We start from the raw sequence: 26,969 nt of genomic DNA on the forward strand, positions 1-26,969 counted from the left end.
CATATCCATGCTCCCATTTCCTTTTCCGATCGACCGGCGTGATGCATCAAGTCTCAGGCGCTCGCCAAGGATGGATGGACGTAGCGCAGGGCCGCATTCGCGCCGGCCGTGATGATGGCGTTGCGATCGAGTTTGGAGTTCTTGTTGAGTGTCACTTCGAAGCCGGCGTACCAGAAGCGCGGAACCAGGTAGTGAGGTAGCTGCTCCGATAAGCGTCCTGCTAGCAGACGCAACCCGTCATCCGACTGCGGTCCGAGAACGTAGGCATTAAGGGCGCGGGGCTGATCGTCCAGCGAAAAAATGCTGACGACCACCTCTTCCACGCCCGGTTGGGCGCGAATGTGGGCCTCCACGTCATCGAGGGCGATACGCACGCCCTGGATCTTGACCTCTCTGTCGATGCGGCCCTTGAAATACCAGAGCCCGTCGGCCGCTTTCCATCCCCAGTCGCCGGTGCGATAAAGGTCCCGTTCGGGAAAGGCGTATTCCTGCCGTTCAGGAAGGCCGACATAGCCACGGCCGACGCTTGCGCCGCGAACATAAATTTCCTGCGCCTGGTCTATGGCGTCAATGCCTGGCGAATGTCCGATACTTGTTCCCGCCCGCGCATATCCGATCGGAAGCTCGTGCTCCGCCAGGAGATGGTCATTGGTGATATCGACGCTTGTCACGGCGACGGTGCACTCGGTCGGACCATAGGTGTTGACGACGCGGCAACCCGGAAAGCGCTGAAACAGGTCGTTGACGATCGCCTTTGTCAAGGGCTCGCCGCAAAAAACGAAGGTCGCGCAATCTGGCAGACTATCGGAGCAGAACCGTCGGTTCTTTAGGAAGAGCCGGACGATTGATGGTGTGGAAACCCACAAAGATACCTTGTCGGATGCGAGGCGCCTGATATAGCCGGTCGAATTGGCTATGTCGGCGTGATCCAGTGCGGTTATCGGCAAGCGGTGCAGCCAGGACGTCCAGATCTCGAAGAGGGAGACGTCAAAGCAGTAGCGAATGTTGCCCGACACGGCTGAGAATGTCGCCGCCTCAGGCAGGAGGACATCAAGCCAATCGATGAAATCGACGAGGTTGGCATAGGTGACCTGAATACCCTTCGGCTGACCGAGCGTGCCTGACGAAAACATGATATAGGCGACGTCATCATCGGCAATGCCGGATGTTGCCAGCGCTCGAAGATGGCCGGGGTGTTTGATCCGGCTGGACTCGACGTCCACGCCGATTTCAATGATCGGAATTGCCACGTCGAGGCTCTGCAGGGCCTGGGTGGGGTCGCCGTGAGGTGCCGCGATGAGGAGCGCGCTGGCGTCGCAGGCTTGCGCAATCTGCCGAACTCGGTCAAGCGGCGTTTCCGGCTCCACCGGAACCAGCGCCCTGCCGCTTACCAGGCATGCCCAGTAAGCGACCAGATAGCTGGGATCCTTGTGTCCCCAGATCAGAACCGGGTTTCGCGCTTCGGCCACGGCCCTAAGTCGGCCAAGAAGTGCCAGAACCTGCTCGTGTAGGTCGCTGAAACGCAGATCGCCGGCCGGATGTCGGTAGCAGAAGTTTGAGCAGGTTTCGAAGTCGGCAAAGATTGCCAGCAGCCGGTCCACCGCTGTCGACGGTTGAGGATTGCGATCGCTCGCAAGCGCCGTTCTCATGCCACTTCCCCCTGCCGCAGGCTTTGGGTCACAAATGTCGCGAGGCTGTCGACAGTCGAGAAGTGTTCGGGTCTGAGCGAGGCGGGATCGATATCGAGATCGGCCACATTGTCCTCGATGAGGAGGAACAGCTCTAGCATGAGGCCGCTGTCGATACCCAAATCCTGCAGACGTGTCTCCCGCCCCACAGAGTTCGGTGCTTGAAGTTCCAACAATTCAACGATCGCATCGATAATCGCGTTCTCAATCGATTTCATGGCTTTTCCTCCTTGCTGATGGAAAGGGACTGATGCTCAAACGATTTCTGGAAGCTGCTCGCGAAGAACATGCTTGTCGATCTTGCCGTTATGGTTCCTTGTGAATTCATGCAGGATGACGATGCGTGCCGGTACCGCATGAGGTTCAAGGCGCTCGCGGCACCAATCCAAGAGGTCCTGCGAGCTGGCGAGATCCGCTGTCGAAAGTGTGACGAATGCCACCGGCCGTTGCCCGTGAACCGCGTGGTCTTCACCAATCACGGAAGCCTGGGAGACGGCGTCATGGGCGAGCAGGGCGCTTTCGATTTCGGTTGGCGCTACCTTATGTCCGGCAACCTTCAGGATATCGTCCGAGCGCGCCACGAAATAGAGAAAGCCTTCCTCGTCGAGCCTGCAAGTATCGCCTGTGTAAAGGACGAGCTCCTGAAGCTCTGGGCATATGCGCAGCTTCTCGGCCGTCTTTTCCGGGTTGTTCCAGTAGCCCTTCATAATCGTATTGCCACGAATGACCAGTTCCCCGGTCGCACTGTGGAAGTGCCTGCGGCCCTCGGCATCAACAAGCCATAATTGCGTGTTGGGGATTGCCTTGCCGATACTGGATTTGCGCTTGGCGAGCTGAGCGGGATCGAGATAGGTGCAGCGATGGCATTCGGTCAGGCCGTACATCGAGAAGATCGTGGCCTTGGCAAAGAGCTTGGCCAGCTTGTCGATATTGCTCGTATGTAATGCAGCGGCCGTGCTGGTGATACAACGCACGCTCGTCAGGTCAAACCGATCGGCGAGAGGCTCGATGAGCGGGACCATCGTCGGCACGATCGGTAAGACGGTTGCCCGATTGGTCACCACGCGGGAAAGGGCAAACAGAGGCTGGGCAAAGTTCTTTTCAACATGCAAGGTCGCGCCGACCAGCGTAGCCATGGTCAGCTGATGCAGCCCATAATCGAAGGTCAGAGGTATTGCGCAGGATATGATGTCGCTTTGAACATATCCCAGATACTGCGACACGGATCGCGCCGCCGTTGTCATATTGAGATGCGTCAGCATGACGCCCTTCGGATCGCCGGTGGAACCCGAGGTGTAAATGATTGCTGCCAGATCCCTGTCGATGATGGACCCCAGGTCGTCGTTCAAGTCGGCCTCGCCGCTTGTCGGGTTTTCGGCATCGAATGCGATCCATTTCGAGCCCATCAGGCCGGCATTGTGAAGTGTCAGGAAATAGACATCCGACTTGCTTGCCTGGACCGCTTCCACAGCGACGGAAAGAAGGGCGTCATCGACGATAAGGCTTCGTGGTCCGCAATCCTTCGCGATCCAGGCAAGCTTGTCGCGCTTCGTTTCCGGATTAAGTGGTACCGCAACCGCGCCGGCAAGGAGAACGCCCCAGAAGGCGATGCAAAATCCGACCGAATTGTGCATCAAGAGAATGACGCGCTCACCCTCCATCACGCCATTTCGTCGAAGGTCATGCGCAACCGCCAGGGCCAGCCTGTATGTCTCGTCATAGGTCAATTTGCGCTGCTCGTCTTGCACTGCAATTTGTTCCGCGCGCGATTTGGCGCTGTTGACCAGGAAACTCGTCAGCGTATTCGTTGAAGACATCATCGGCTTGCTCCATTGGAAAAGATATCTGCTTGTGGATCGTGCAGGCGCCGACGAAGCCTCCCATTCCGACCGATATGAGGGTCGCGGCGTTTGCGTCGGTATCGGCCCTGCTTAGTAGCTCCGACAGCAATAGAAACGGATCGCTCGTGTAGCAGTGGCCCACGTCCGGCAGCAGGCTCAGGTCGACACGGTCGTAGTCGAGGCGGTAGTCCCTGCACAGCTGCTGCCATGCGAGCCGATTGACATTGTGGGGAAGCAGCGGTGCTGGCCCGAGCCAATCAAATCCTGCCTCGTCGAGGGCCGCCTTAACCATCGAGCTGTGGCTGGAAAAGAAGGCGTTCATCTGTTGCGGCGTTCCGGCGCGCCCGAAATAGAACTCCGGCTTGATATGAAGCACGATCGGTTCGAATCTCCAGCCATCGTCCTCCCGATCGACGATGAGGCCGCAATAGGCTTCGCCCATCAATGTGCATCCCGGTACATACCTGTCGGCCAGAGGCACGTTGGCATGACTGTCGCCCGCAATGATGAGAACCGAGTGTGCGACTTTGCCGTGCAGCAAATGCCTCGCCATCTCCAATGCCCAGAACACGCCACTGCAATTGTGCTGGTCGACCTCATATTTGACCTTCACGCCGGCGAGCAGAGGATGGGAATTAAGTTCCGTGAACGGGGAGCGGCCCCGCGCGTATTGCAATGGGAGGCCGTGCACATAGATCATCGCATCGGGGCGTGGCCCGCTGTGGCTATCCAAAAGCTGGTCGAGGATCAGCTCGAAGTCGGAAGCTAGCGGCCCCGGTGCGCTCGGTGCGGATACCTGCTCTATCCCGAACAGGTGCTTGAACACCCGAGCCTCTGAAAGAGGCCGTCCGGCAGCGCGGATTATATCGTCCGCGTCAATCCGGCCGGCGGGTATATGCGCAGCGATCGCGGCAAGTCTCATAACACATCTCCCCGTTCTGAAGACAGGTAAACGCCGCTTGCGCCATCGGTCTCCCAGTTCATCAGCAGATAGTCGCGCCCCTCGGCGCTATGGTCCGCCAATGCCGCAAAGGGAGCAGAGCAGAGCAGCCGCGGTTCTTGCGGCAAAACGGGGCCCGACCAGTCGACATGGGGCAGGATGTGCCGATCAGCGACGAGGATGCAGTTTGCGGCATCCAGATCGAACCGTTTTGCAAGCCGATAGGCAGCCGTCTCAACCGTGTCGCATGGCTGGTTGGGTAGGCGGCGGTATCCGCGATAATGGAGAGGATCCTCGCAGCCTTGGCTCAATACGACCATGCTGGCGGCGTTGAAGGGATTGGCGGCCTCGACAATGGGGGAACGATAGAGAAGGTGCTTCTGGTCCATCGTGACCAGCAATGCCTTCTTTCGCCCGTTTGCGAGATAGCGCCCGATACAGTGAAGCGCAAAGAGCGAGGCCGATCGACCACGGTCGGAAACGGCAAAGCCGAGGCCGTCGTCGATTCCGAGGCTATGAAGCGCGAGATTGGTGACGGAAGTGCCGAGGTGAATATCCGGCAGCCAGTGTGCCAGTATGACGAGGTCAAGATCGCAGAGGTCCGCACGTTCGCGCAGTATAGGTAGCAAAGCCAGCAGCATGTTGGCAAAGGGGGCACGATCGCTGGCGGTCAGCCATCGTGCAACATTGCTGTCGTCGCGCGTATAGTCCTTGCCGTTCGAGCGAAAAAACCGGCTGGTGTAATCCTCCCAATAGTCGACCTGGTCTTGCCACCCGGCGATCGGCGGTTCGAGACCGTCGAACGTATTCCAGACAATCCGCTTCGGGTCCAGTGATATGGTCATTGCGGCATCCTTGCGACATAGGAACGAAATGCGTTCTGCGCGTGGATGTTGGATGCGCCTTCCATGTACTCGAAGGCCTTGGCATCGCGTGTCTTCTTTCTCAGGGTTGGGTCCATCATGAATTCCGCCGATGAGGGCAATGAGAATGCGCGCTGGATCACCCGGTCGGCAAATTGTACTGCCTGTAGCTTTATCAGGCTGATCTCGTGCGCCTTGGGACGACCGGTCTCATAGGCCGCAAGGACGATCTCCAGCCGCCGCAGCAACGCAGCATGTGTCAGCTCCAGGTCGGCGATGGCGTGGGCGGCAACCTTCGATGTGGCGCGAAGATGATCGAGAATTCCGCGAGCGGTCCCAAGGGCGAGAGCGGCCACGATCGGCCTGTTTCGCTCAAAGACTTCATTGATGGCCAGGAACCCGTCTCGTAGGCTCGGGTTGCCCCCGCCCAAGATCATATTGTCGTCGATCGGCAGCTCGTCGATAGTGATGCTGCAAAGCATGGCCCCGCAGAGCCCGAATGTCTGAAGATGCTCAATCTTCACATTCGAGGCATGCCGGTCCGGCTCGATCAGCACGAGGATCGGACGATTGGTCTCGGCGGCCTTTGCAAACACCAGGCCGATCGCAGCTCGTTGCGCATTTCCAACCAGCATTTTTCGGGCGGTGAGGCGCGGCGTTCCCGTCGTCGCCGAAACGGCCGAAATGCCAAGCGAAGGGTCGGAGCCGGCCTCCGGTTCGGTAACCGCAAAAAAGGTTCCTTGCGAGCCGGTTCTGTACCGGGAAAAAAACTGCTCGATCTGAGCCTCGGTGCCCATTTTCAAGATCGCACCGCCCGCTAGCGACGGACCTTGCAGGGCAAGAATGCAGGATGCGTCGAACCGCGCCAGGCGTTCGATCATCGCGATGTGGAGACTGTAGCCGCAGTCCTCGATGCCGAGGCTGGTATCACCGAGCGAAAACCCGTTGTAGCGCTCCGGAACGCCCACCAATGTGAAGGCACGCATGATCGGATCCGCCCAGAGATCACGCCATGCTTCCGTGTCCCGCTCGAGCTTGTGTCCCGTAGCGATAAGGAGATCCTTCAGATCGTCGAGCCGCTCGAGGCAGGGATGTTGAAACACGGACGTACTGCTACTATTGCAGGATGTCTTAATCTCTCTTGACCTGGATGCCCCAGAGATGCTTCGCGGGCGTTGCTCGTTCAGAAGATTCGCGATCGACGCGCGCTCGCGGACCAGCGTTATCGTCTCGCCATCAACCATGACTTCGGCAGGCTGCCCGAACCCGAGGAAGTTGACGGGAGAGGCGGTCGCTCCATAGGCGCCCGATTGGTGGATGCAGATCAGGTCGCCCGCCTCGGGACGATCAAGCAACACATCCTTTCCCAGGATATCCATCGGTGTGCAGAGCGGGCCTGTAATGGTCCACTGACCGGCGGCAGGCGCGCGGTCGTTCCCTTTGACCAGTGAAATGGGAAAATTCTTGCGCAACAGCGAGCCTTGCCCAGCCGCGGCGGAGTGGACATTGGATCCACCGTCGCAGATCGCAAAATTTTCTCCCTTGGTGACTTTCGTCTGCCTGATACCAGCGACGAACCGTCCGGCCGAGGCAACCATATAGCGGCCGAGTTCAATGCAAACCTTGGTCCGCGGATACTCCGCTTCATAGCTGGAAATGATCGGCTCGAGCTCGTAGCGAAGCGCGTCGAGATCCAGCGCTTCTTCGCCCTCGTGATAAGGTACGCCAAAGCCCCCGCCGATGTCGACAAAGTCGAGCCGGTATCCGAGCTTGGCTGCGACTTCGCTGGCAAGCATCAGAATCTGTCTGGTATTGTTGGCGATCGTCGTCGGCTCGAGGATGCGGGTTCCCATGTAGACATGGATTCCGGCAATCCGTGTATTTCCGTGCTGGCAGGAACGAGCCAGGACTTCGTCGATCGCGGCGATGTCGATACCGAACTGGGTTGCCCGGCCGCTCATCGAAAGTCTTGCGCCTGGGAAATGGAAATCTGGATTGAGCCGCAGCGCAATGTTCTGGACCCTGTCGAGATCGCGAGCGAGCCGGTCGACCCTCTCAAGCTCGGTTAGGGATTCAACGACGATGGCCTTTATGCCTGCGACCACGCATCGTTCCAGCTCCCTATCCGACTTCGCAGGCCCGACAAAGAGCATCCTGTCGCTTCCAACACCGGCAGCCGCGGCTGTCTCGAACTCGAGGAAGGAGCACACCTCGCAGCCCATGCCGGCCGTGACCAGCTCGCGAACAATGGAAAGATTGGGGTTGGCCTTGAGGGAATAAAAGAAATCCACCGATGGGAAGGCGGTCTTGAGCTTGAAATATTGCTCGCGAATGATCGCGGCGTCAAACACGTAGAATGGTGTTCCGACCGTATCGGCGATTGCCCATAAACGCTTGTCTTCGTCGAACATATCCGATTACCCACTTTGGCTCATGCGGCCCGGTTGACTTTGCTTTCAATGAAACGGGAGAGGTCGTCGATGCTCTGGAAGGCCGTCGATGAGGTGATGTCGAGATCGCTCATGAAGGTAAAGACATCGATGTTTAGTTCCTCGCTCAACCTTGCAACGAAATGGACAAGCTCCAGCGAGTTGAGGATGCCGGTGGCACCGAACATCTGGCTTCCAGCCAGAACTTCGGCAATGCGCGTGGGGCCAAGGCCGCTTTGCTCAAGAGAAAAGCGAATGATGGATCTGACATCGAGCATGTTTGTTCTCCTAAAAAGATGATCTGGATTTCCGTTGTCACAAGTTCAGTTCACTTTCACGAGCGCGGCTGAGGCCGTTGCGCCAAGACCGACGCTGAACAGCAAAACGAGGTCGGAAGGACCGATCGTTCCGTCACGTCGTGCCTGCATTAAGTTGATGAATGGATCGGCGCCGAAACAGTGGCCATAACGCGAAATGGTCGATAATGAGATCCGGTTCTGATCGAGTCCGATATGTTGGGCGATCTGAAGCCATGATGGCACGTTGACATTATGGGGCATCACACAGCGTAACTCGCCAAGCCCGACGCCAAATCGGGAAAGGGCCCGGTGAATCCCCTCGCATGCAAACTCGAGATAGCGCTTCGAAAATTCGCCGTCGCTTGCCTCGTCGGGACGCCCGGTGATCAGTGCAAAACGTCCGTCATGATAGACGTTGCTGTCCACGACGCCGTAAGGCCCGGCTCCATGCCCGACGAGAATGGCACAAGCCGCTTCGCCCATGATCGTGGCATTTTCGATGACGCGAACGACGCGATGAAACGCTCGCTCGCCGATCAGCACAAGCGCAATCTCGCCCTCGTCAAGCAACTCACCGAGGATATTGAGAGCCGTAAGACCAGTCGCACAATGGTTCATTGTGGCGCTGAAGACTTCGAGGCCGCGAGACGAAAATGGCTGCAACACTGATTGCATTTCTGATCCCACGAGGCTCGTTGCCGGCAATGTGTGGCAATGCACGACGTGAGTGAGCCGCGAGGCAAGCGCTTCATTCCTCTGCAGGATCAGCCGAGCGGCATCGTGCAGGAATGGCGCCAGCGAGCTCGTTGGCTCGCATCGAAAGGTCTCGAAACCCAAGAACCGCTGGAACATCCGTCTCTGATCGCAAGATAGTTGCAATTGAACAGCGGCTTCATCGATGCCCTCGATTGTCTCAGGAAAGCTAAGCTGGACATCAAACAGCGTCAGCATCGGCCCACCTCGCAGTTTCGGGGTAGCCGCCAAGGAAGGCAGCGATCCCCTCGACCAGGCTTGGATGGCCGAGGATCGAGCGGTGATTGCAATCGTCGAGGAACATCGCCTTCGCCTGCGGAGCCGACGTGACGATCGAATACGCTTCTTCGACGAGAACCTGCCAGTCCGAGTTGGCATGGATTACCAGCAATTTGTCCTGGAACCGCGCGAACGTGGAATGGCCGGCATCACATGGCGAACACCTGCGCAATCGCCGATAAGCGTGGCTGATCACGTGCTGCAGGCGCTCGGGAGCTCCGGTCTGAACGAGGTAGGCTTGCAGCAGCGACGTCAGCGATTGTGGCGCGCAGATCGTGACAAGCCGATGCGCCTGCAGCCCTTCCTCCAGCGCGATGGCGGCGATCAGGCCGCCGGCCGAGTGCCCGATTACGCAATCAAAAGGTCCATACACGGCGCAGTAGCGCGCAATCATCCGCCCTTTCTCGTGGAACGACATGGGCTTTGATGTCGAAGCGCCATCTCCAGGAAGATCAGGGTAAATCACTCGGAACCCATTCTGGGTCAGGGCCGTCACCAATGGCAGGATCATTGAGCTGTCCGCGTTCCAGCCGTGAATGAGTAGGACCCGTTTCGCCCGCTCGTCGCCGGAAAAGCGGACGGCAAGGCGCCCCTTTTCGGTTTGAATGATCCGGTCGATGGGCTGCGATGCGCCTGCGGGACGAGCTGGCGCCGATGTCCGCTCGAACCTATGCAATGCGAGCCATGCGCCGGCGAATGGTGAAATTGCGGTCAGTGCATGTATGTCCAATCGGCGAAGTCGCGATTTCAATGACCGAAACTGCGCGAGCTGAGGCTCTGGGCGCGCATTTCTGATGCGTGCGAATGATCTGAGATATATCACTGGATATAAAATCTCATACAACATGGGTTTTCTCCCAGCGCTGCATGACATGCACAAGTCTTGCGACGTATGATGCAAATAAGAGTGCGGAGGATATCGTCAGAACGTGGCATATGTACCCGAGCGACTTGCTGTTTTCCGCGGAAAAGATGATCGCGCATATGGTCGCGGCTTCAGCGATGATCGTGAACACCAAGACTTTCGGGCCGTCTCCGATCTGCTCGAGAATGATTTGAATGCAGACCACGCAGGGCAGGAGGAAGAACGTTGGCAGCAGCAACCACAAGACATTGTTCGACCACATATTCAAGGTGGCTGCGCTTTCTGGAACGATCAGGCCAATCGCGACCGCTCTTGCGAACAGAATGAAACAGGTCGCCATTGCATAGAGCGTGAAAACAAGCGGAATTCCAACGGCCAGATATCGATCGCCGGAAACGCCGGTTTGATTGTTCAGGGATTGGTTGACGAGAATTGCGATTGCGGATCCAGCTGCGACGGCGGGGATCGTGAAAGCAACGCGCAGCCGCAACACAACGAGAAAAGCGGAAACCTCGGTCTCGCCGAACCGGTCGATGATCGGAAAGAGAAACGCAGCGCTTGCACTTGCGACAAGAATGGAAAAGAAGACCGGGAAACCAACCGTCGATAGCAACGGCCACACTTTCTTGGCTTCAGGCAAGTTCTCCGGCGTTTCGGTATCTTTATGAGCAATTTTGCGAACCAGAGCGTAGACTATTGGGAGGAACGCGAGCGGGCCGACGAAATTGCCGATCATCACTGCAGTGAAACCCATCGAATAGCGATCCAGCAGCACGTAGGCGACAAGCAGGCTGAGAATAGCCGCAAATGCGAAGGGTACGATCGCCAGAAGTGCGTGCCCACTGCCGCGCAGGGCGCTGTGGTGGATCTCAAACACCAGGAAAGCTGCCATCGATAGCGCTGCGATCGGAAGATAGGACAGAATAAGTCCGAGGGATTGCGACTGTGGAGAGAGTATCTGGGAGGCCCAGTAAGCAAGCAACGCGATCGCACAGATCAGCCCTAGACCCACAAGGGAAAGCACACGAGAAGATCGCAGGACTGCACCGCTTGCCGGCGTTTTCTTGCAGCGTGCGCTGAAGACCTGATTGGTGATGGCCAGGCCCTCCATCATCGCGATGACAATAAAGAAGGCAGGCTGCATGAGCGACATCAGATAAATTGCCTGGGTATCGCCGTGGCGGGCCAAGATGGTCAGCATGCCGAGATTAAGGCCGGACAGGATGCAGGCAGAGATCGCCAGTGGAGCGGCAAGCGCGATAATTCGCCCCATCAAAGTGGGAATTGAATCCTGTTGGGCTTTAACGGTCTGAATGAGCGCGGCGTCGGAACTCAATGGCTCATCTCCCGCACATGAGTGGGAAGGGAAGGGGCCGGGGATTCGCGAAGAGTTGGCACATCGCGGCGATCCCTTGCGAGGACGGTATAGCCGACCTCATTCGATACCCTGCCATCACGCAACCCGATCCGTTCGAGGTCGTCCTTCAAGACGAGAACGTTTGAATGGGTTCCAAGGAGCGCGCAGGCCATGGAAAGCGCGTCTGCAGCCGCCCGTTCGTCTTCGACGCGAATTGCAAACACGTTGCGGTTCAGGTCCAAGAGATTGAGCAGCCACTGCAGGATCGGCGAACGTATGTCCAATTGATGACCGCGATGAAGGTAAAGGACGGCAAGCTCTCGTGCCTTATATTGCGTCTTGATGTGCTCGACGAAATCTCGCAGGCTCGCATCATGTGGTGAGTTTTCAGCGAAAACAACCGTTTGCAGCACCGCGGTCTCCTCAGTCTGGAAACAGTCACGCCACGGTTGAACCAGGTCCCATTCGGCTTCGGTCAAATCTCTCCACTGCGGCGAGACAGGAAGTGTCCCGCGCAAGACCACAAATTTCTCTGCTGATATGGCGGCCGCAATCATGGTTCGTCTCCAATCCGGTCGCAGTGAGTGGTGTGGTTTCGAGATGCTGGGTTGGTGAGACTGGGGGAGAATGCCGGTTCAGCGTAGATCGATGCAATCAGGGACGACAGATATTCGAGCGTGCTGAAGCCCGAGATCAGATAGCCATGTCCTCCCATGAGTTTGGAAACCTGAGCGAACTCCTCGCTGATCGCCAAATGCATCCCTTCGAGGTCGTGCGGCTGGGTGAGTTCCTCGACAAGCCTGATCTCTTCCAGAAGCCGGACAATCAGGTTGTTCGCATAGGCGAACCGGGTTTTGACCAGTTGATGGTGCAAGGTCTTTTGGCCGAAGCTTTGCCTGCCCTCCAAGTGCTGAAAGGCCATATCCAAGGCTCGCGCCAGCAGTCCCAGTCTCGCGGTTGCCACGGCAATGGCGCTGCGCAATACGTCGGGCCGCATCCTAGCAGCCGGCTCCACGCGAACCATCGCGATGCCGATCTGAGCAAGCGCAATGTCGCTTTGCTCTTCGATGATGCGCACGGCGCCCGCACCCAATGTGGGATTGACAAGGGGAAACTCATCCTCGGCGTCACGCAATGCATATCCGTTCGCCACCAAGTAACCTTCCCTGGAGGTCACGTATAGGCAAAATGCCCGAAGCATTGTGCTTGCTTCGCTGGCGCGAGCAAGCGCGAACAGACCTTCCGTGGAGATGCGGGCGGGAACGTGCAACATTACTCTGCCTCGGCGTAGACTTGTGCGGAGATGTATGCCGCAAGACTGCCGACGGAATTGAAGTCGGTCTGACCGAGAGCTGTGGGATCGAACCGGAGATTGGGCACCTTATCCTCAAGGGAAAGGAGGAATTGAACAAACATGAATGAATCGAGATCAAAATCCCGGTCGAGTTTCATGTCGGCTGTTATACCGGAGAGCGGCCGCTCTATAACTTCGGATAGGGCTGCTTCAATTGCAGAAACAATAGTATTGTTCATGTATATATCCTCATCTTAGTTGGCTGTGTCGTGAAGCGTTGATTGATCTGAGATGCATTTAGTGAGGTTAACTAAATCAATGGTAGCATATGCCAACTGACGCACTGTCTACCTTTGAGGGTGGCCATCCGGGTTCAAAAAACGATCCGGAGATCGAATTAATGACTATTCGATATGCCGAAAGTTGATGAAGCTGCGTCCTGTTTCGCGATTTCGGACACACGAAATCGCGAAATAGGACTGAGAATTTTCTGAAGGGCCGAAGATACAAGCGTGGGATTGCTTTGTATTTGGCTGGGCGCCCTTCCATAGGCCCAATGATCGAAAGGCAAACTTTGAATAGTTGCTCTAGCGGTCATGCCTGAAAGTCTGAGTGCGCCGGTGAAGGTGGTGGTTTTGCAATGACTATGCGGGACGGCCGAGCGGCAGCGCTCACCACGCGGCGAACGGCCGCGCAGGCGCGACATCTTCGTGGAAAGGCCGGGGTGAGTAGGCCGGAGGAATTTCACCTGCCGGCCTCTCGCAGAACGGTGCGTGAACCTCTCGATTCACACCGCTCCCATCAGGTAAACGTGTTCGTTCCGAACGCCTTCCAATGCACGAACAGTCCTGGATTTTCCCGCGCCAGCTTTCGCAAGAAGAGGCTGGCACGTGTCTTATGGGAATGAAAGCGCTTGAACTTCCGCCTGATCCAAGCCCTGAGTTTCTGATTGACGTAGTCAGCCAGAGTAGACAGGGCCGAACGACTGTAACGGCCATAGTAGGCAATCCATCCCCGAAGGAGTGGATTGAGCTGTTTGGCTATTTCGGCCAGCGTCCCCGGCGTTTGCCGCGGGATGTTCAAGCTTTTGATCGTGGCCCGCATCGACATCAGTGCCCTTGGGCTGCCCGCAGGCGTGTATCCACAGAAGAACTCATCTCGCTGTGTGTTCGCCACGCGTCGCGGCCGGAACTGATACCCGAGGAAGTCGAACACGACATTCGGGTATTTCCCCCTGCGCCTTTGGTCTTTGCAATAGACTCTTTTTTGAACGTCCAGCCACACCTGCGTAGCCAAGCGTCAAGCGCACTGCGGCCGATGGAGACGGACTTCTCCTCGCGCAGGAGCAACACTCGTTGAGCGTGATGTCCTTCGCCGCCTCGATCATGCCGATGATAAAGGCCTCGTGCGCGTCCAAGCCCGAGATCTGCAATACGAACCGGGGGTCGCAGTTCTCCTCTATCGACTTCACGGCGGTACTGAAGGAGGCGGAGATCGCCATCTCCATAGACGGCAGGGGTGCATGGCGCGACAACGTCTTCGTCGAGCGGCTCTGGCGGTCGATCAAATACGAAGAGGTCTATCTCCACGCCTACAAGACCGTGTCCGAGGCCCGCGTCGGCATCGGCCGATATCCGACCTTTTTACAACATCCGCCGCCCACATTCATCCCTTGACCGGCGGATCCCGATCAGGCGTTACTTCAACGCGCTGCGCCGATGATGGCGGCAGCATAACCGAGGCGGAAATCCACTTAACAAAACGTCCGTAGCTGATCAGACAAACCGAGCCAGCTCTCTCCGCTCAGTGTTTGGAGCGGCCGTTATTTGGGACAGCCCAGCGAATGCCGGCTGTGATTGCAAGGCCAAAGAGCGGCCATGATGCCCAGAAATCGCCATTCCACGACAAGAGATTGATGGCGATCAGCAGACCTGCAATGAAGAAGACCATGGACATGAAGTAGTCACCCTGTTTTCGTGTCTTCATCCACTTCAACAGCAGCAGCGAGATCAACAAGAGCAAAGGCCACCGGGTCCAGTAGAGCTGTGGCCACGAAATCGAAATAAGCACCTCAAGAAATAGTGCGAGCAAACAGATGGCGTGACCCGAACTGACCCTCTGCGTGGAGATAAATTTTAAGTTGCTGTCGATAGCGCGATTGTCGTTTCTCGTAACGCGATTGGCGACACTGCTGTCAGTTCGGACTGCGTAGCTTGCAACTCCGCCATCTATGTTTTTTACTTCGACCTGCCCCATAAACTCAAATCCGATGCTGAGCTTGTTGCGGACCTGATCATACACCGTGTTGGAAATGACAATCCCGCCGGGCGATGCCAATGACTGCAAGCGAGCAGCGACGTTCACCCCGTCACCATAGATGTTGTCGCCATCTACAATCACATCGCCGAGATTGATCCCGATACGAAAGCGCATGCAAGCCTTGTCCGGCAGCGAGAGGTTGTGTGAACTTGACTCGTTTTGAATATCGACTGCCGCTCGCACGGCTTCGACGACGCTGGAGAACTCTGCGATCAGTTCGTCTCCCCAAGTGTTGATCACGCGGCCGGAATGTAACTCAATCAACCGCTCCATGCAGTCTCGGCTTCGTTTGAGAGTGTGTAACGTTGTTTCCTCGTCCGCCCTCATTAGCCGAGAATATCCCTCTACGTCGGCGCAGAAGATGGTCGTTAGCTTCCGTCGTACACTCGGCATCATTATCTCCTTCCCAAAAATCGCAGAGCTTACCAACTGGCGCGAAATTATTGGTTCTGATTCAGCTTGTTTTCAGTTGAACTCAGTCCTGAGGGATCGTACGTCATAGACTCGGGCTGAGCGACCTCGAACATGTTCTTGTACCTACCAAATCACGAAATAGGATCGGCATCGTGAGACATTGGGCGGGTTTCTCGTCGGTTTTGACGGTCTTGGAGAATATGGGGTCGAGATTATGTCGATATGGGTGACGGCCATGACCGCTTACGTCTAGTAGCGACGATCCAAATTGCCGGCATTCCGGATCCCTTTGCCCAACCACTTCGCGCCGAAGAAGGCAAAAACCGTTTCTGGGAATTGACGATTTCGTTGCTGGAGTAAATCGCCCCAGGGACGTCCATCGATACGCCGCGCGCGGTCGTCAGCCCAAGCCAGATACTGGGTGATATGTTCTTATCGGTCTTCTGACAAACGGATCGGATTTCCTGACACCTGGCACGGCTGAGCAGTCGGCCCCGGCATTCGTCGCAGCAGTCGCGAGAAAGGTCGGAGACGGGAGCCTCGTCGAAACAGCTTTCGTCAATCTAGTCGGCGCGCCGGCGACCCAGCGCGCGCTGCAACACGGATGGGAGTTCGCGGATATTGCCCGGCCATTTCTGTTGCGAGACGTGTCGATCGCGGCATCGGTCACAGGTGTTCCGGGCTCCATCTTTTCCATCAGATGGCGGACGACACCGGCAAATCAGATCGCGCTCGCAGCGCAGGCAAGCGGATGGCGAATGCGTTCAACCGATAATAGAGGTCCGCCCGAAACTGTCTTTGCGCTACCATGTCTTCCAGATCGCGATTGGTTGCCGAAACGATCTGGATATCCACTTTCTGCATCTTTTGGCCACCGACGGCGCGGATTTCCATGGTGTCGAGGAAGCGCAGCAGCGACGTCTGCGCCGCAAGCGGTATATCGGCAACCTCGTCGAGAAATAGCGTGGCGCGATCAGCCATGCGAGCCAAGCCGGGAGCGCCTTCCGCGCGCACTGGTGAATGCTCCGCGCTCGTGGCCGAAGATTTCCGCGATGAACAATTCCTCCGGCACTCCGCCGCAAGAACGCCTTCGGCCCGACCTGGACAGTCATCGGTCTGACCCTCGGCAATCTGCTCAGCGGCATGGTCTCTGGATGATGGCCAGCACAGGCAGATAGCGCAGCGGGCTGATGTTCGAGACGTGAACAAGCACTGGAGCGTCGCCGAATGTCCAGTCAAGGTAAGATCAACATTGCACGCCAGGATGAAGTTCTTTATGATCCGCCCCATGAACAACACCGCGATCATCGCTGCAATCTATTATGCGACGCTTCCATAAGGAGCGGCGCGTTTCGATCATGCCTTGAAACAAGCCGCCGTCAGGCGGTTTTGTTCATTGTGGAGAACCCCTGGCGGCAATACCAGGAGAGTTCCGATGACAATATCCGAGGCCGTGGCCGATCACTTCGAACCGCGTTCGGCGGTCATGAAGACGCTGGTCGAACGCGGTTATGTGAACCAAGCGACCGATCTGCCAGGGATCGATGCCGCCTTCGAAGCTGGCATCGTGCCCGCTTACGTTGGTTTCGATGCGACTGCCGACAGCTTACACGTGGGCCACCTTCTTCCGATCATGACTCTTCGCCGCCTTCAGCAGGCAGGTCATAAGCCCATTGTTCTCATCGGAGGCGGGACCACTCGTATCGGTGATCCGAGCTTCCGGTCGGAGGTGCGGCCGATGCTGACGGACGAGCAAATCACCAGCAACATCGAAGGGATCAGAAAAGTCTTTGATCGTCTTCTGACCTTCGGCGACGGCCCGACGGATGCCATGATGGTCAACAATGCTGACTGGCTGGATGGCATTGGCTGGATCGACATGCTGAGAGACGTAGGCAGGCACTTCTCCGTCAATCGGATGCTGTCTTTTGACAGTGTCAGGTCGCGGCTGGAGAAGCAGGAGAACCTGAGCTTCCTCGAATTCAATTACATGATCCTCCAGGCGTTCGACTTCCTTGAGCTATCCCGCCAGACCGGCTGCCGCTTGCAAATGGGCGGGGCCGACCAGTGGGGGAACATCGTCAACGGCATCGACCTGGTCCGGCGAAGGGACGGGAACGAAGTTTTTGGGATGACTGCGCCCCTTCTGACAACAGCTTCGGGCTTGAAGATGGGTAAGACGGCTGCCGGAGCTGTATGGCTGAACGAGGATCGCTTGTCGCCATACAACTACTGGCAATTCTGGCGCAACGCGGAAGATGCTGATGTTGTCCGGTTCCTGAAGCTCTTCACGGACCTGCCGTTGGATGAGATCGAACGGCTTGGTCAGGCAGAAGGGGCCGAACTCAACATCGTCAAGGAACGTCTCGCCAACGAAGCCACGACGCTTGTCCATGGAGCTGGCTCCGCAAATCAGGCTGCGGCTACGGCGAGGCGGGCGTTCGGGCACGGTGAGGCTGCAGAGGGACTGCCGACGCTTCAGTTGGATGATGCGGAGCGCAGGAGCGGCGTAGCTCTGGTGGAGTTACTGGTCCGTGCTGGATTGACCACCTCGAAGGGGGAGGCGCGAAGGGCGATCTCGGGGCGCGGTGTGCGGGTCAACGGCGAGATCGTGGAGGACCTTAATGTGATGATATCAGACCAGGACCTTCCGATCCGGCTTTCCTTGGGTCGGAAGCGTCACACCGTCGTGAAGTAGCTCCGGTGCGCCGGGACTGCAGAGCCCGGCGCAACACTTGTCTGCTTTCAGGCCCGAACCGGACTTTAAATATGTCTAAAGTGACTTGGACATAAAAACGAGATTATGGCCTTTTGGTAGGTCGTCCAGCTTTCCAAACGATCGGTAGCCACACTTCTGATAGAGCCGACTGGCATCGGCATTTACCGTATCGAGCCATGCCCCATGACAGCCTCGCTGACGAGCCTCGTTTTCCGCCGTTTCGAGCAATCGTGTTGCAATTCCTTGCCCCCGTAACTCTTCCGGCACAAACAATGTGTCGATTACTAACCACCCCCGTGCGGTAAGGCCTAACAAGCCTCCCACCACCTCGCCATGCTCATCGAGAACGAGCGCCGCGAGCGGTCGTCGGTCTGATGGACCGATATGTCTCTTGTTGAATTCGATAAGGCCATTTTCGATGATCGCAACGTCCTCATCCGATGGCATGTCAGTAATATGAATTTCCATCGCTTTCCGCATTTGTTGGTTGGTCGATAACCAGCGCTTATGGCGCTTGCCTTCGCGGTGAAGGATATGAAATTTAGGCAGAGGTGCAATGTCCAGTGTTGGCGCATAATTGCCATAGCGCTTCGAAAAAACTCCGGCATACGCAATACGCCTGAATAACTGGCGTTGTAGCGGTATTGTTTGAAGATGGTCCCGACGATTCCACATTTGCGTTAGTGGCTTGGCCCGCGCCTCCTCCCTCCTTTCGGGGAAGTATCGCACATACGGGGTGACATCATCATCTCATACGCTACATCTTGCTGATCGCAGTATGATGGAGGCGGCAACTATGCGCCATGTGCGGTCATTGGTATCTGTCATATTGCCAAGCAATTGACGATATGGTCGCAGATAAAAGCCCCCAGAGACCGATGATGACGATCACGATTGTTTCCACCGCAGACCGCCCCGATCTCGTGACCACGACTGGAACTTGGCGATGGGAGGAATTCGTCAAGGACGGTATGGAGTTGAGTGAAATTCTTCGGCTTGAAGCCGAATGCGCTAGTAACGGTGCGCTCATGCCGACCGTACTCGTTATGCTCGACGAGCAGCGCCCTGTTGGTATGGTGGCGCTTTGTCTGGACGACTTGGAAGGGCGACCGGACCTCAACCCATGGCTGGCGGAGCTTTATGTCGATCCGGCGCATCGGGGCAAAGGACATGCTCTGCGGCTGATCGAAGAACTTGAGGCTTTGGCTCGAAGCTCCGACATTGAGCGCCTATCGCTCTATACCTCCACCGCCCAAGGCCTCTATTCGTTGGCGGGATGGACAACGACCGAGACTTTCGAGCGCCGGGGTAAGACATTTTCCCATTTTCCATCATGCAGAAGCACTTATAGCTGTATTCTCTTATGACCGCTTCGGGCCGATACCGTTGAAAAACTCGGCATTGCCGGTGCTTGAGAGGCGTGATTCAATCCTCTGGGTGATTTGCAGGGGACAGGCGAATGATGGGATGTCAGGCGGCACCGGCGCAGCTCTTCTACGACTTCTGCCTCGATGATCACGTTCCTGCGGACCACCTTCTGCGTGGGCTGATTTGCCGAGGTCGTAACCTCGAACGAACTCGTTTCGACTACAATCGAGACCTGCTTGAAGTGTGACCGCATCCACCATTTGGCTTAAGTTACGCGGCCATGGCTGGCTCGTCCAGAATGCATAATGTTGCTGTGCTGGCGGAATGGTTCCGATCGGGTCGAGACGCCGCCGATGGTTGAACCAGTCGACTCACTCGAGTGCTGTGAACCCCACCACTGCTTTCAGGCATTGTGAGGAATTCTGCGTTATTTGGCTTTAAAATTCGTCATTCGGATTCTCTGTAAAACTTTAATTTACCGCCGCATAAATCTTTGGCGCCAGCATGCCAATCTTCTAAACTCGGCTGGTGACAAGTGAAACTCCACATCGCATTGCAGCGAATTTTCTCGACCATATGGGCTCTACTACATAGCAACAGCGGCAACGTTGCGATCTCTTTCGCTCTGGTCCTGGTACCGATGTTGCTCGCCGTCGGCGCAAGTATTGACTACGTTCGAGCGTATAACGTCCAGGCGAAAATGCAGGTCGATCTTGACGCGGCCCTGATTGCTTCCATCAAGGAGGTCGATACCTTGGAGGACGACAAACTTCAGAAAAAGGTCGAGACCTGGTTTGCTGCCCAAACCGAGCTTGATAGCAGCAAGTACTCGCTTTCCGATAGCACCATCCAAATCAGCAAGACGAATAAATCAATCCAGGCCGTTGCGACCGCCAGCGTCGATACGACCTTCATGCGCATAGCAAACATTGATAAGGTGAACGTTGCAGTGACGTCATCAGTGGCGGGCCCTGCGACTTCATACATGAATGTCTACCTCGTGCTGGATAAGTCCGCATCCATGCTGCTTGCCGCCACGACCGCTGGGCAGGCTTCATTGAGAGGTGCCGCCAGCTGTGAGTTCGCGTGCCATACGGCTGAAAAGCAAACCTACAAATATAAGGGAGCGACCTACAACACCGTCTACGATCTATCAAAGGCGATGGGCATAGCTCTACGCGCTGACGTATCAGTTGATGCTGTGAAGGAAGTCCTCACGATGATTGACAGCGCCAATCAATCGAACAGTCATGTCAAAGTCGGCCTTTATACAATCGGCGCAAGCGCCACTGAGGTTCTTTCTCCGACCTATTCGACATCGACGGCGCTGAAATATCTCGCAACCGATTCCATGAAGCTCAACAGCGCAACATCGGAAGACGCGACATATTTTGATGTCGCGCTTTCCAAGATGGCAGCCTTCGTCGGATCCGCCGGTGATGGCGGCAGCGCGTCCTCGCCGTTGAAATTGGTGCTCCTATTGACCGACGGCGTTCAATCGAACCGCAGCTGGGTGATTAATAATCCCAAAAATAAGTGGCAATGCACGGAATACTCTGGATCGATCTGCATCCGTTACAATGCGAATTACTTCCCCGATCAGCCCAAAGTCTCGCCATTGAATTCGACGTGGTGCAAGACGATGAAGAATAACGCTGTCACGGTCGGTGTTCTCTACACGGAGTATTTGTCGATCCCCAAGGACTGGGGATACAATATGACTGTCGGCGAGACGATCAAATCGAGCGCATTTAAATCAATCTGGGGCGGTACGATGCGATCCGATGTTTCAGGTGGTACGACGAGGCGCGATTACATTCCATATGCTCTCAAAGATTGCGCTTCCTCCGAAGACTTGTTCATTTCTGCATCGGATTCGAACGAGATCGAATCCGGGCTATCCTCGCTCTTCCAACAATACCTGACCAGTGTCCGGCTTACTCAATAGGTTTTTGAAATGTCGATTCTGAGACGTTTTACCGGGGACCAGAAGGGCGCTGCTGCAGTAGAGTTCGCCATCCTCGCGCTTCCTTTCTTCCTTGTGATCTTTGCCATCATCGAAATCGCCATAATGTGTTTCGTAGCTGCAGGGCTCGATGCGGCGTTACACAAAACGGCTCGACAGGTGCGCGTGGGTACCGCTGCGACCGATCACTGGGATCTCAATATATTCAAAGCGACTCTGTGCGGCAATCTCGTCTATTACTTCGATTGCTCCAACAGCTTGCTCGTGCGCGCCACGGTCATCACGGACATGAATTCGGTGAACAAAATTTCTGGGATAGCCGATGGAACGCTCTCTGTATCCGAGGACTTCAACATTGGAAGCGCAGGTGACTACGTGCTTATCCAGGCATTTCTTCCCTGGATTCCGGTCGTGCAGTACTACAGCTATTCGTCGAGCAAGTTGGATGATGGGAGATATGTCCTGGGTAGTGCTGAACTTTTCAAGAACGAGCCGTTTTGATGTCGAACCCGACACCCACACCACCGGCGCTGCTGAGCAGGAAACTATCCAGCATTTTCCGCGAGTTTCTGCGCAATCGGAACGGTGCCTCTGCGATCGAGTTCGTTCTGGTCTTTCCGATCATGGTCGTCTTGCTTGCTGGCACCGTCGACCTTGGTCAAGCGCTGCTCGTTAGCCGTAAGATGAACCAAATTGCTGCCACCGTTGGCGACATGGTCTCTCAAAAAGCCACATGGAAGGACGACGACGTAAACGCCATCATCGCAGGCGCTGCAACCATTATCGAGCCCTTCGATACAAGAGACCTCACAATCCAACTTGCAATCGTCGACATTGACAGTGATTTGGTAGCGAGCGTGGATTGGGCCGAAGCCTATAATTCCGTCGCGTTGTCGAAGGGTGCGCCGTCGCCGGTTGTCATTCCCCCAGAGATTGCTTCAGCCGGCGTCCAATTGATTGCCGTAAATGCGACATACAGGCTGACCACGCCATTTTCCGGTCTACTTCAGATCATCACCGGCATCGACTCGTATCACTACAGCAAGAACTACATTATGAGACCTCGCATCCAGGATTCGGTTGCGCTGAAAACCTGAACCCGTGCTTTGAGATGCCTCGAGAGCACGCGACCACCGCCTATCCGAAGCCTTCCAAACGTACACGACGATCTCCGGATTGCCATCGAGCTTGAGTAAATTCCGGCAAGGGACAAAGATTGGTTCCGATATTTTACCCAACTTTACACTGACTTTACTGCCGTTAACGCTGGTATCGCTAGAACAGCCCAAACCGGGATGAGCCGCTATTTTTTGGTAATCCCGCCAATCGGGTTGCCTGCACATCACGCGTTGAAAGCATGGTTGATGAAACAAGCGGAGTGGAAATCGAGAACGACGGGGACCGATGATAGATGGCATTGGGAACTCTTCAATCTTCCCATTGTCAATATCCAGGCATATGTTGGCCCTGAGCATCATCCGGACGGCGAAGGCCGAGCGGCTACCTTCGATCGACCCGCGTTTCTGGAGCTAGTGCGATTCAGTGCAAAGTGGTTATGGCAAGTTTGCCTCCGCATGCAGGACCAGGATGACAAACGATAAAAATCGAACCTTTGGATCTGACGATCGTGGCTGACCAGCTACAGAACCGCGTCCGGGGTGACAAGAGCCCGTCGTCGGATATGCTCGGCCGTGTCGGCAATCTGGTAACCCGCCTTGCCCGCAATGCGTCGGAGATCGATGCCGCGCAGGCCGTGCGCTACAAGGTCTTTGTCGAGGAGATGAAGGCGAAAATCCCACAGGACGCTGATCGCCGTAAGCGCGATGCCGACTCGTGGGATCTCGTCTGCGACCACCTGCTGGTGCTTGACACATCGATTGACGGCGATCCTGAAGACCAGATCATCGGCACCTACCGGCTGCTGCGCAAGGATGTTGCCGATAAAACTGGCGGCTTCTATTCGGCTTCCGAATTTTCCATCGGTTCGCTGTTGGAACGCCACCCGGAAAAGAGATTCATGGAACTCGGACGTTCCTGCGTCCTGCCGGAATATCGCACCAAGCGCACTATCGAGCTTCTCTGGCAGGGGAACTGGGCCTATGCGCTGAAACACGGCGTCGATGCGATGTTCGGTTGCGGCTCCTTCCCCGGCGTCATCCCGGAGGAACATGCGCTGGCGCTCTCCTTCCTGCACCACACCATGGTGGTGCGTGACGAATGGGACGTTTCGGCCCGTCCCGAACTCTTCCGCACCATGGATCTGATGCCGGTTGAAGCGATCAATATACGCAAGGCGCTCGCCGCCCTGCCGCCGCTGATCAAGGGTTACATGCGCCTTGGCGCCATGGTCGGAAAGGGCGCTGTGGTCGATCACGCCTTCCGCACAACGGATGTGCTGATCGTGCTGCCGATCACCAACATTTCCGGCCGTTATCTCAACTACTACGGCGCCGACGCCGGCCGCTTTGCGAGCTGATGTGACGGAGTGGCGGCCACAGAGTCCCGATAGAACTGCGGGCTATGTCTTACACGAAAGATCGCAGAATTACCTTTGCAATTCATTGGTAAAGCCGTGTGTGGAGGCGCGGTGCCCGACCAGCGTCAGGTTCTCGACATTCGGTTCCGTGCCAGTGGCCCGAAGCCGCTAGTGCTCCTATTGATCCACTGGCAGATGTGCGGGTCGCAGGAAGGTGAGCAATGGGGAAATGGTGGCCGCGATGTGGGTGCCGAGCAGTTTGGAGTTTGCGGACCAGGATTGTCACACCATTGCATGTTCGTCGGCAGCGTAAGCTCACGGGGATAAGCCAGACCGGGCTTGCAGAAGGGCTCGGCGTCACTTTCCAAGAGGTCCAGAAATACGAGAAGGGCACAAATCGCGTCGGTTCCGAGCCGGCTGCAGGCGATCGCCAATTTTCTTGGTGTCTCCGTCGCTAGCACACCATTTTTCAGAATACGTCATCGCTACCGAGGACCTTTATTTCATGCTTGTAATCGCATAACGCGCTTAACTTCCGAATGTGACACGTCTTGAGAATGCGGGTGGCCACTATGGATAATTACAGCAGTTCTGCCACGCGACAGTCGCGCTCATCTGCTGCGACGCCAATTTTCCTGAGTGATCTCGATGATCATTAGGCAGCCATGTGCTCCCGTTTGCAGAAAATGCCCCCCACTGTTCGACGCGCGAGATAGTGAGCTTGAAATCGCCATGGCCGAGAGGGCTGTTTTGGATGGGTCATGCCCGCAGCCATGGCGTTGCCCGTCATCATTTCGAGCAAGCGACAGAGAAGCAGGACCAGATAATTCAATCAAGTCGTCACGGCCGCTAGACACCCAAAGGATCGCATCTTGAGATCGATGTCGGCGCTTTGTGGATAGAAGTGCAGCTTTCGGACCGTAGCTCCAGACGGTTAAGCACGCGGTCCAGGTAGACGAGACCCGGTTGTCGCTAAGCTGCCGAAATCAATCCGGCAGGTTGGCTAGCGGCAGAAAGAGATGTCGAGCTCACTCGTTTTCTTGCGACGGGGATGGCTATGCATCCTCCTGCCGTTGACCACATTTACTATTCTTAACGGATAATTAACACAACTTAACGCCGACCTCAGGTCAACTGAAACTATTCGAATCACCCACACTGACCGCCGTCAGTCGGAAGGTTTCTTAATGAGATTCCCTGGATTAGGATTCGCGTTTTCAATCGCGTTAACGTGTGCAATGCCGACAATAGGGCTAGGTGCCGCTGAAACTATTGTGGAGATCAAGAATGTCGGTGTCAGCGAAAGCAAGGTCATAAGACTGGGACTAAACAAAGCTCTCGTCGTTGAGCTCCCCGAAGATGCGCATGACCTCTTAATCGCAGATCCGACGATCGCAGATGCAGTGACTCGCACGTCGCGCAGGATTTTCCTGTTCGGTAAGAAAGTTGGCCAGACAAATATCCTTATATTCGGCGCGGGCGGTCGCAAGTTGGTGGACCTCGACGTGCAAACAGAACGCGACGTCAGCGGGTTGGAGGCAAACCTTCGACGCTTCATTCAGGATTCGCGCATCGACGTTGAAATTGTATCCGATAACATCGTCTTAAGCGGGACTGTCAGAACGCCTCAGGATGCACTTCAGGCTGTTGACCTGGCCAAAGCGTTCTTGAAAGGCGGAGAGGCTACAACCAGAAATCAGACCGCCGAGTCTGCCGAGAAGGGTTCGGTTGCGATATATGCTGAAAGCCGGCAATCTTCCCAGATCGTCAACCTTCTTAAGATCGAGGGCGAAGATCAAGTCACTATAAAGGTAACGGTCGCCGAAATCAGAAGGGACATTCTAAAGCAGGTCGGTTTTGACCATCTGATTTCGAATTCAAGCGGCGCAACCTTGGCCGAGCTTGGTGCATCAACCGCCGACGCATCAACAGCAACCGAAGGAGGCGGGTTGTCTGCGTTGTTCAAGTCGTCCATCGGCGGATACAATGTCTCCAGCACATTAAATGCGTTGGAGCAGGCAAAAGCGGTACGAACGCTCGCGGAGCCCACCCTGACGGCAGTGTCCGGTCAGGCAGCGACATTCAGTGCTGGCGGGGAAGCGCTTTACTCTGATACAGATGATGACGGAAACGCTACCCAATCAACCTACGAATACGGGATCCAGCTATCTTTCAAACCTATCGTTTTGTCGTCGGGGCGCATCAGCATTGAGATTTCGACGAGCGTTTCCGAACCTACGACCTCGGTGTCGGGATCGACGCCAACCTATGGAAAACGCTCCACCAAAACGACCGTCGAGCTGCCTTCTGGCGGTTCAATTGCGCTTGCAGGACTGATCCGCGACAATGTCTCTCAGACATCGAACGGGACACCGGGTTTGAAGAAGCTCCCTTTAGTCGGAACATTGTTCCGGCAGCGTAGTTTCGAACGCAATGAGACGGAGCTCGTTATTATCGCAACTGCCTATCTGGTCCGCCCAACGGCACGCAACAGCCTGGCGAGACCCGACGACAATTTCAGCCCTGCCGATGATGCATCAGAGATATTTATGGATCGCGTCAACAAGCTTTACGGCAGAGCAGCGTCAGAGCCCCAAAGGCCGTACGCCGGCAATGTAGGATTTATCTACAAGTAAAAGAGCTGGCTCGGTTGCAGGCCATCTGATCGTTTATCTTGGCCTTTGCCCGGAACGCGGCGACATAGATATAAGCTGCGGTATGGCGCAACAGTCGATGTGAGACGAGGGCTGGATTGTCGGGTTATCAGAATATCTTGCGGAGCTCGCCGCAGTTTTGCAGTAACGCCGAGCTCGGCACAACAAGCCCGGAATCTTTTACCTTCCGGACGTTGATCGATCTCCACGGTTGTAGTGTCACATCTCTTCGAAATGAACTCTGCCGTCTCCCTGTCGCTGACCGCTGAGAACGCGACCGAAAACGTATTCTCAAACCATCGGACGTCGCGCCGCGGCCGCCATCTGCTTCGCGCATCTTGCCGATAGGAGACCACAGTTGGCTCTGCTGCCGATCAAGTCCGAGCCGTCACCAACTCTTCCCATCAGCGAATCCATCCTGGCTTCGCGCTCGCACCAGCACATG

Annotated in this window: 25 protein-coding genes and 4 pseudogenes; 9 read left to right on the forward strand and 20 right to left on the reverse strand. The window is 56.1% G+C overall.

Features of this window, described 5'->3' with window-relative positions; all coding sequences use genetic code 11:
• Positions 1-53 precede the first annotated feature (53 nt).
• From BLP23_RS30840 to BLP23_RS34155, 16 genes and pseudogenes are all read right to left on the reverse strand, one after another.
• The gene (locus BLP23_RS30840) at positions 54-1,649 is read right to left on the reverse strand and encodes an AMP-binding protein (protein ID WP_092588503.1); all 1,596 of its coding nucleotides are present in this window, start codon (positions 1,647-1,649) and stop codon (positions 54-56) included.
• Positions 1,646-1,906, reverse strand: a complete 261-nt coding sequence (locus BLP23_RS30845) for a phosphopantetheine-binding protein (RefSeq protein WP_092588504.1) — start codon at positions 1,904-1,906, stop codon at positions 1,646-1,648. Before BLP23_RS30845 ends, BLP23_RS30840 begins: the two co-directional genes overlap by 4 nt.
• A gap of 36 nt (positions 1,907-1,942) precedes the next feature.
• Positions 1,943-3,508, reverse strand: a complete 1,566-nt coding sequence (locus tag BLP23_RS30850) for a class I adenylate-forming enzyme family protein (RefSeq protein ID WP_092588505.1) — start codon at positions 3,506-3,508, stop codon at positions 1,943-1,945.
• The gene (locus tag BLP23_RS30855; RefSeq protein WP_092588506.1) at positions 3,405-4,451 is read right to left on the reverse strand and encodes a beta-ketoacyl-[acyl-carrier-protein] synthase family protein; all 1,047 of its coding nucleotides are present in this window, start codon (positions 4,449-4,451) and stop codon (positions 3,405-3,407) included. The genes BLP23_RS30850 and BLP23_RS30855 overlap by 104 nt, the downstream gene beginning before the upstream one ends.
• A complete protein-coding gene (locus BLP23_RS30860; protein ID WP_092588507.1) occupies positions 4,448-5,314 on the reverse strand; it encodes a hypothetical protein in 867 nt (288 codons plus the stop codon). Before BLP23_RS30860 ends, BLP23_RS30855 begins: the two co-directional genes overlap by 4 nt.
• Positions 5,311-7,743: an acyl-CoA dehydrogenase family protein gene (locus tag BLP23_RS30865; RefSeq protein WP_092588508.1), complete on the reverse strand. Its 2,433-nt coding sequence runs from the start codon at positions 7,741-7,743 to the stop codon at positions 5,311-5,313. Before BLP23_RS30865 ends, BLP23_RS30860 begins: the two co-directional genes overlap by 4 nt.
• Positions 7,744-7,763: 20 nt before the next feature.
• Positions 7,764-8,039: a hypothetical protein gene (locus BLP23_RS30870; RefSeq protein WP_092588509.1), complete on the reverse strand. Its 276-nt coding sequence runs from the start codon at positions 8,037-8,039 to the stop codon at positions 7,764-7,766.
• Between the two features lie 45 nt (positions 8,040-8,084).
• Entirely contained in the window at positions 8,085-9,011 is a 927-nt protein-coding gene (locus tag BLP23_RS30875; RefSeq protein ID WP_092588510.1) for a 3-oxoacyl-[acyl-carrier-protein] synthase III C-terminal domain-containing protein, read from the reverse strand.
• Positions 8,995-9,966, reverse strand: coding sequence for an alpha/beta fold hydrolase (locus BLP23_RS35015; protein ID WP_092588511.1), 972 nt, complete (start codon positions 9,964-9,966; stop codon positions 8,995-8,997). Before BLP23_RS35015 ends, BLP23_RS30875 begins: the two co-directional genes overlap by 17 nt.
• Positions 9,929-11,293: a hypothetical protein gene (locus BLP23_RS30885; RefSeq protein WP_092588512.1), complete on the reverse strand. Its 1,365-nt coding sequence runs from the start codon at positions 11,291-11,293 to the stop codon at positions 9,929-9,931. The genes BLP23_RS35015 and BLP23_RS30885 overlap by 38 nt, the downstream gene beginning before the upstream one ends.
• Positions 11,290-11,727, reverse strand: coding sequence for a hypothetical protein (locus tag BLP23_RS30890; protein ID WP_139187143.1), 438 nt, complete (start codon positions 11,725-11,727; stop codon positions 11,290-11,292). Before BLP23_RS30890 ends, BLP23_RS30885 begins: the two co-directional genes overlap by 4 nt.
• Positions 11,728-11,867: 140 nt before the next feature.
• A complete protein-coding gene (locus tag BLP23_RS30895; protein ID WP_167364041.1) occupies positions 11,868-12,470 on the reverse strand; it encodes an acyl-CoA dehydrogenase family protein in 603 nt (200 codons plus the stop codon).
• 116 nt (positions 12,471-12,586) lie between these two features.
• On the reverse strand, positions 12,587-12,847 hold the full coding sequence (locus BLP23_RS30900) for an acyl carrier protein (protein ID WP_092588515.1): 261 nt from the start codon (positions 12,845-12,847) through the stop codon (positions 12,587-12,589).
• A 350-nt stretch (positions 12,848-13,197) separates the two neighbouring features.
• Positions 13,198-13,329 (reverse strand): annotated as a pseudogene (locus BLP23_RS35415) (IS630 family transposase); the annotation flags it as partial.
• Between the two features lie 80 nt (positions 13,330-13,409).
• The gene (locus tag BLP23_RS30910; RefSeq protein ID WP_233426873.1) at positions 13,410-13,823 is read right to left on the reverse strand and encodes a group II intron maturase-specific domain-containing protein; all 414 of its coding nucleotides are present in this window, start codon (positions 13,821-13,823) and stop codon (positions 13,410-13,412) included.
• A 41-nt stretch (positions 13,824-13,864) separates the two neighbouring features.
• A pseudogene (locus BLP23_RS34155) lies at positions 13,865-14,031 on the reverse strand (IS630 family transposase); the annotation flags it as partial.
• Between BLP23_RS34155 and BLP23_RS30915 the strand changes: the two are divergent.
• Positions 14,024-14,330, forward strand: a pseudogene (locus BLP23_RS30915) (integrase core domain-containing protein); the annotation flags it as partial. The pseudogenes BLP23_RS34155 and BLP23_RS30915 sit on opposite strands and share 8 nt — an antisense overlap.
• 81 nt (positions 14,331-14,411) lie before the next feature.
• Here the strand turns inward: BLP23_RS30915 and BLP23_RS30920 are convergent.
• The 3 genes from BLP23_RS30920 to BLP23_RS35425 form a co-directional block, all read right to left on the reverse strand.
• Positions 14,412-15,320 (reverse strand): adenylate/guanylate cyclase domain-containing protein, encoded by a 909-nt coding sequence (locus BLP23_RS30920; protein WP_092588571.1) that lies wholly within the window; start codon positions 15,318-15,320, stop codon positions 14,412-14,414.
• Between the two features lie 717 nt (positions 15,321-16,037).
• Positions 16,038-16,355 (reverse strand): sigma 54-interacting transcriptional regulator, encoded by a 318-nt coding sequence (locus BLP23_RS35420; RefSeq protein WP_407691821.1) that lies wholly within the window; start codon positions 16,353-16,355, stop codon positions 16,038-16,040.
• Positions 16,315-16,413: a sigma 54-interacting transcriptional regulator gene (locus BLP23_RS35425; protein WP_167364042.1), complete on the reverse strand. Its 99-nt coding sequence runs from the start codon at positions 16,411-16,413 to the stop codon at positions 16,315-16,317. Before BLP23_RS35425 ends, BLP23_RS35420 begins: the two co-directional genes overlap by 41 nt.
• 363 nt (positions 16,414-16,776) lie before the next feature.
• Between BLP23_RS35425 and tyrS the strand changes: the two genes are divergently transcribed.
• Complete coding sequence (tyrS, locus tag BLP23_RS30935; protein ID WP_092588519.1) at positions 16,777-18,039, forward strand: tyrosine--tRNA ligase; 1,263 nt, start codon at positions 16,777-16,779, stop codon at positions 18,037-18,039.
• A gap of 75 nt (positions 18,040-18,114) precedes the next feature.
• Here tyrS and BLP23_RS30940 read toward each other — a convergent pair whose 3' ends face one another.
• Positions 18,115-18,735 carry a GNAT family N-acetyltransferase gene (locus tag BLP23_RS30940; RefSeq protein ID WP_233426874.1) on the reverse strand — a complete coding sequence of 207 codons (621 nt, stop codon included), beginning with the start codon at positions 18,733-18,735 and terminating at the stop codon, positions 18,115-18,117.
• Between the two features lie 203 nt (positions 18,736-18,938).
• Between BLP23_RS30940 and BLP23_RS30945 the strand changes: the two genes are divergently transcribed.
• The 7 genes and pseudogenes from BLP23_RS30945 to BLP23_RS30980 all read left to right on the forward strand — a co-directional run bounded on the left by BLP23_RS30945 (position 18,939) and on the right by BLP23_RS30980 (position 26,506).
• The gene (locus BLP23_RS30945; RefSeq protein WP_208603222.1) at positions 18,939-19,427 is read left to right on the forward strand and encodes a GNAT family N-acetyltransferase; all 489 of its coding nucleotides are present in this window, start codon (positions 18,939-18,941) and stop codon (positions 19,425-19,427) included.
• Between the two features lie 536 nt (positions 19,428-19,963).
• Positions 19,964-21,376: a TadE/TadG family type IV pilus assembly protein gene (locus tag BLP23_RS30950; RefSeq protein ID WP_233426875.1), complete on the forward strand. Its 1,413-nt coding sequence runs from the start codon at positions 19,964-19,966 to the stop codon at positions 21,374-21,376.
• Positions 21,377-21,385: 9 nt separating this feature from the next.
• Positions 21,386-21,895, forward strand: a complete 510-nt coding sequence (locus tag BLP23_RS30955) for a TadE/TadG family type IV pilus assembly protein (protein WP_092588522.1) — start codon at positions 21,386-21,388, stop codon at positions 21,893-21,895.
• Positions 21,895-22,491: a TadE/TadG family type IV pilus assembly protein gene (locus BLP23_RS30960; protein ID WP_092588523.1), complete on the forward strand. Its 597-nt coding sequence runs from the start codon at positions 21,895-21,897 to the stop codon at positions 22,489-22,491. Before BLP23_RS30955 ends, BLP23_RS30960 begins: the two co-directional genes overlap by 1 nt.
• Before the next feature lie 527 nt (positions 22,492-23,018).
• The gene (locus tag BLP23_RS30970) at positions 23,019-23,870 is read left to right on the forward strand and encodes a l-ornithine N(alpha)-acyltransferase (RefSeq protein WP_233426884.1); all 852 of its coding nucleotides are present in this window, start codon (positions 23,019-23,021) and stop codon (positions 23,868-23,870) included.
• A 266-nt stretch (positions 23,871-24,136) separates the two neighbouring features.
• Positions 24,137-24,317, forward strand: a pseudogene (locus tag BLP23_RS34830) (helix-turn-helix domain-containing protein); the annotation flags it as partial.
• Positions 24,318-25,057: 740 nt separating this feature from the next.
• Positions 25,058-26,506: a type II and III secretion system protein family protein gene (locus BLP23_RS30980; protein ID WP_092588525.1), complete on the forward strand. Its 1,449-nt coding sequence runs from the start codon at positions 25,058-25,060 to the stop codon at positions 26,504-26,506.
• Positions 26,507-26,969: the final 463 nt, after the last annotated feature.

The sequence above is a fragment of the Rhizobium mongolense subsp. loessense genome (assembly GCF_900099775.1).
In the GTDB taxonomy this organism is placed as follows: domain Bacteria; phylum Pseudomonadota; class Alphaproteobacteria; order Rhizobiales; family Rhizobiaceae; genus Rhizobium; species Rhizobium loessense.

What these genes read in the sequence shown, in the direction of transcription:
- BLP23_RS35015 (WP_092588511.1), bottom strand. Translation starts at nt 9,966, where the DNA reads ATGTCATGCAGCGCTGGGAGAAAACCCATGTTGTATGAGATTTTATAT.
- BLP23_RS30870 (WP_092588509.1), bottom strand. Translation starts at nt 8,039, where the DNA reads ATGCTCGATGTCAGATCCATCATTCGCTTTTCTCTTGAGCAAAGCGGC.
- BLP23_RS30920 (WP_092588571.1), bottom strand. Translation starts at nt 15,320, where the DNA reads ATGCCGAGTGTACGACGGAAGCTAACGACCATCTTCTGCGCCGACGTA.
- BLP23_RS30840 (WP_092588503.1), bottom strand. Translation starts at nt 1,649, where the DNA reads ATGAGAACGGCGCTTGCGAGCGATCGCAATCCTCAACCGTCGACAGCG.
- BLP23_RS30860 (WP_092588507.1), bottom strand. Translation starts at nt 5,314, where the DNA reads ATGACCATATCACTGGACCCGAAGCGGATTGTCTGGAATACGTTCGAC.
- BLP23_RS30940 (WP_233426874.1), bottom strand. Translation starts at nt 18,735, where the DNA reads ATGTGGAATCGTCGGGACCATCTTCAAACAATACCGCTACAACGCCAG.
- BLP23_RS30875 (WP_092588510.1), bottom strand. Translation starts at nt 9,011, where the DNA reads ATGCTGACGCTGTTTGATGTCCAGCTTAGCTTTCCTGAGACAATCGAG.
- BLP23_RS30855 (WP_092588506.1), bottom strand. Translation starts at nt 4,451, where the DNA reads ATGAGACTTGCCGCGATCGCTGCGCATATACCCGCCGGCCGGATTGAC.
- BLP23_RS30845 (WP_092588504.1), bottom strand. Translation starts at nt 1,906, where the DNA reads ATGAAATCGATTGAGAACGCGATTATCGATGCGATCGTTGAATTGTTG.
- BLP23_RS30955 (WP_092588522.1), top strand. Translation starts at nt 21,386, where the DNA reads ATGTCGATTCTGAGACGTTTTACCGGGGACCAGAAGGGCGCTGCTGCA.
- tyrS (WP_092588519.1), top strand. Translation starts at nt 16,777, where the DNA reads ATGACAATATCCGAGGCCGTGGCCGATCACTTCGAACCGCGTTCGGCG.
- BLP23_RS30980 (WP_092588525.1), top strand. Translation starts at nt 25,058, where the DNA reads ATGAGATTCCCTGGATTAGGATTCGCGTTTTCAATCGCGTTAACGTGT.
- BLP23_RS30900 (WP_092588515.1), bottom strand. Translation starts at nt 12,847, where the DNA reads ATGAACAATACTATTGTTTCTGCAATTGAAGCAGCCCTATCCGAAGTT.
- BLP23_RS30960 (WP_092588523.1), top strand. Translation starts at nt 21,895, where the DNA reads ATGTCGAACCCGACACCCACACCACCGGCGCTGCTGAGCAGGAAACTA.
- BLP23_RS30945 (WP_208603222.1), top strand. Translation starts at nt 18,939, where the DNA reads ATGATGACGATCACGATTGTTTCCACCGCAGACCGCCCCGATCTCGTG.
- BLP23_RS30850 (WP_092588505.1), bottom strand. Translation starts at nt 3,508, where the DNA reads ATGATGTCTTCAACGAATACGCTGACGAGTTTCCTGGTCAACAGCGCC.
- BLP23_RS30865 (WP_092588508.1), bottom strand. Translation starts at nt 7,743, where the DNA reads ATGTTCGACGAAGACAAGCGTTTATGGGCAATCGCCGATACGGTCGGA.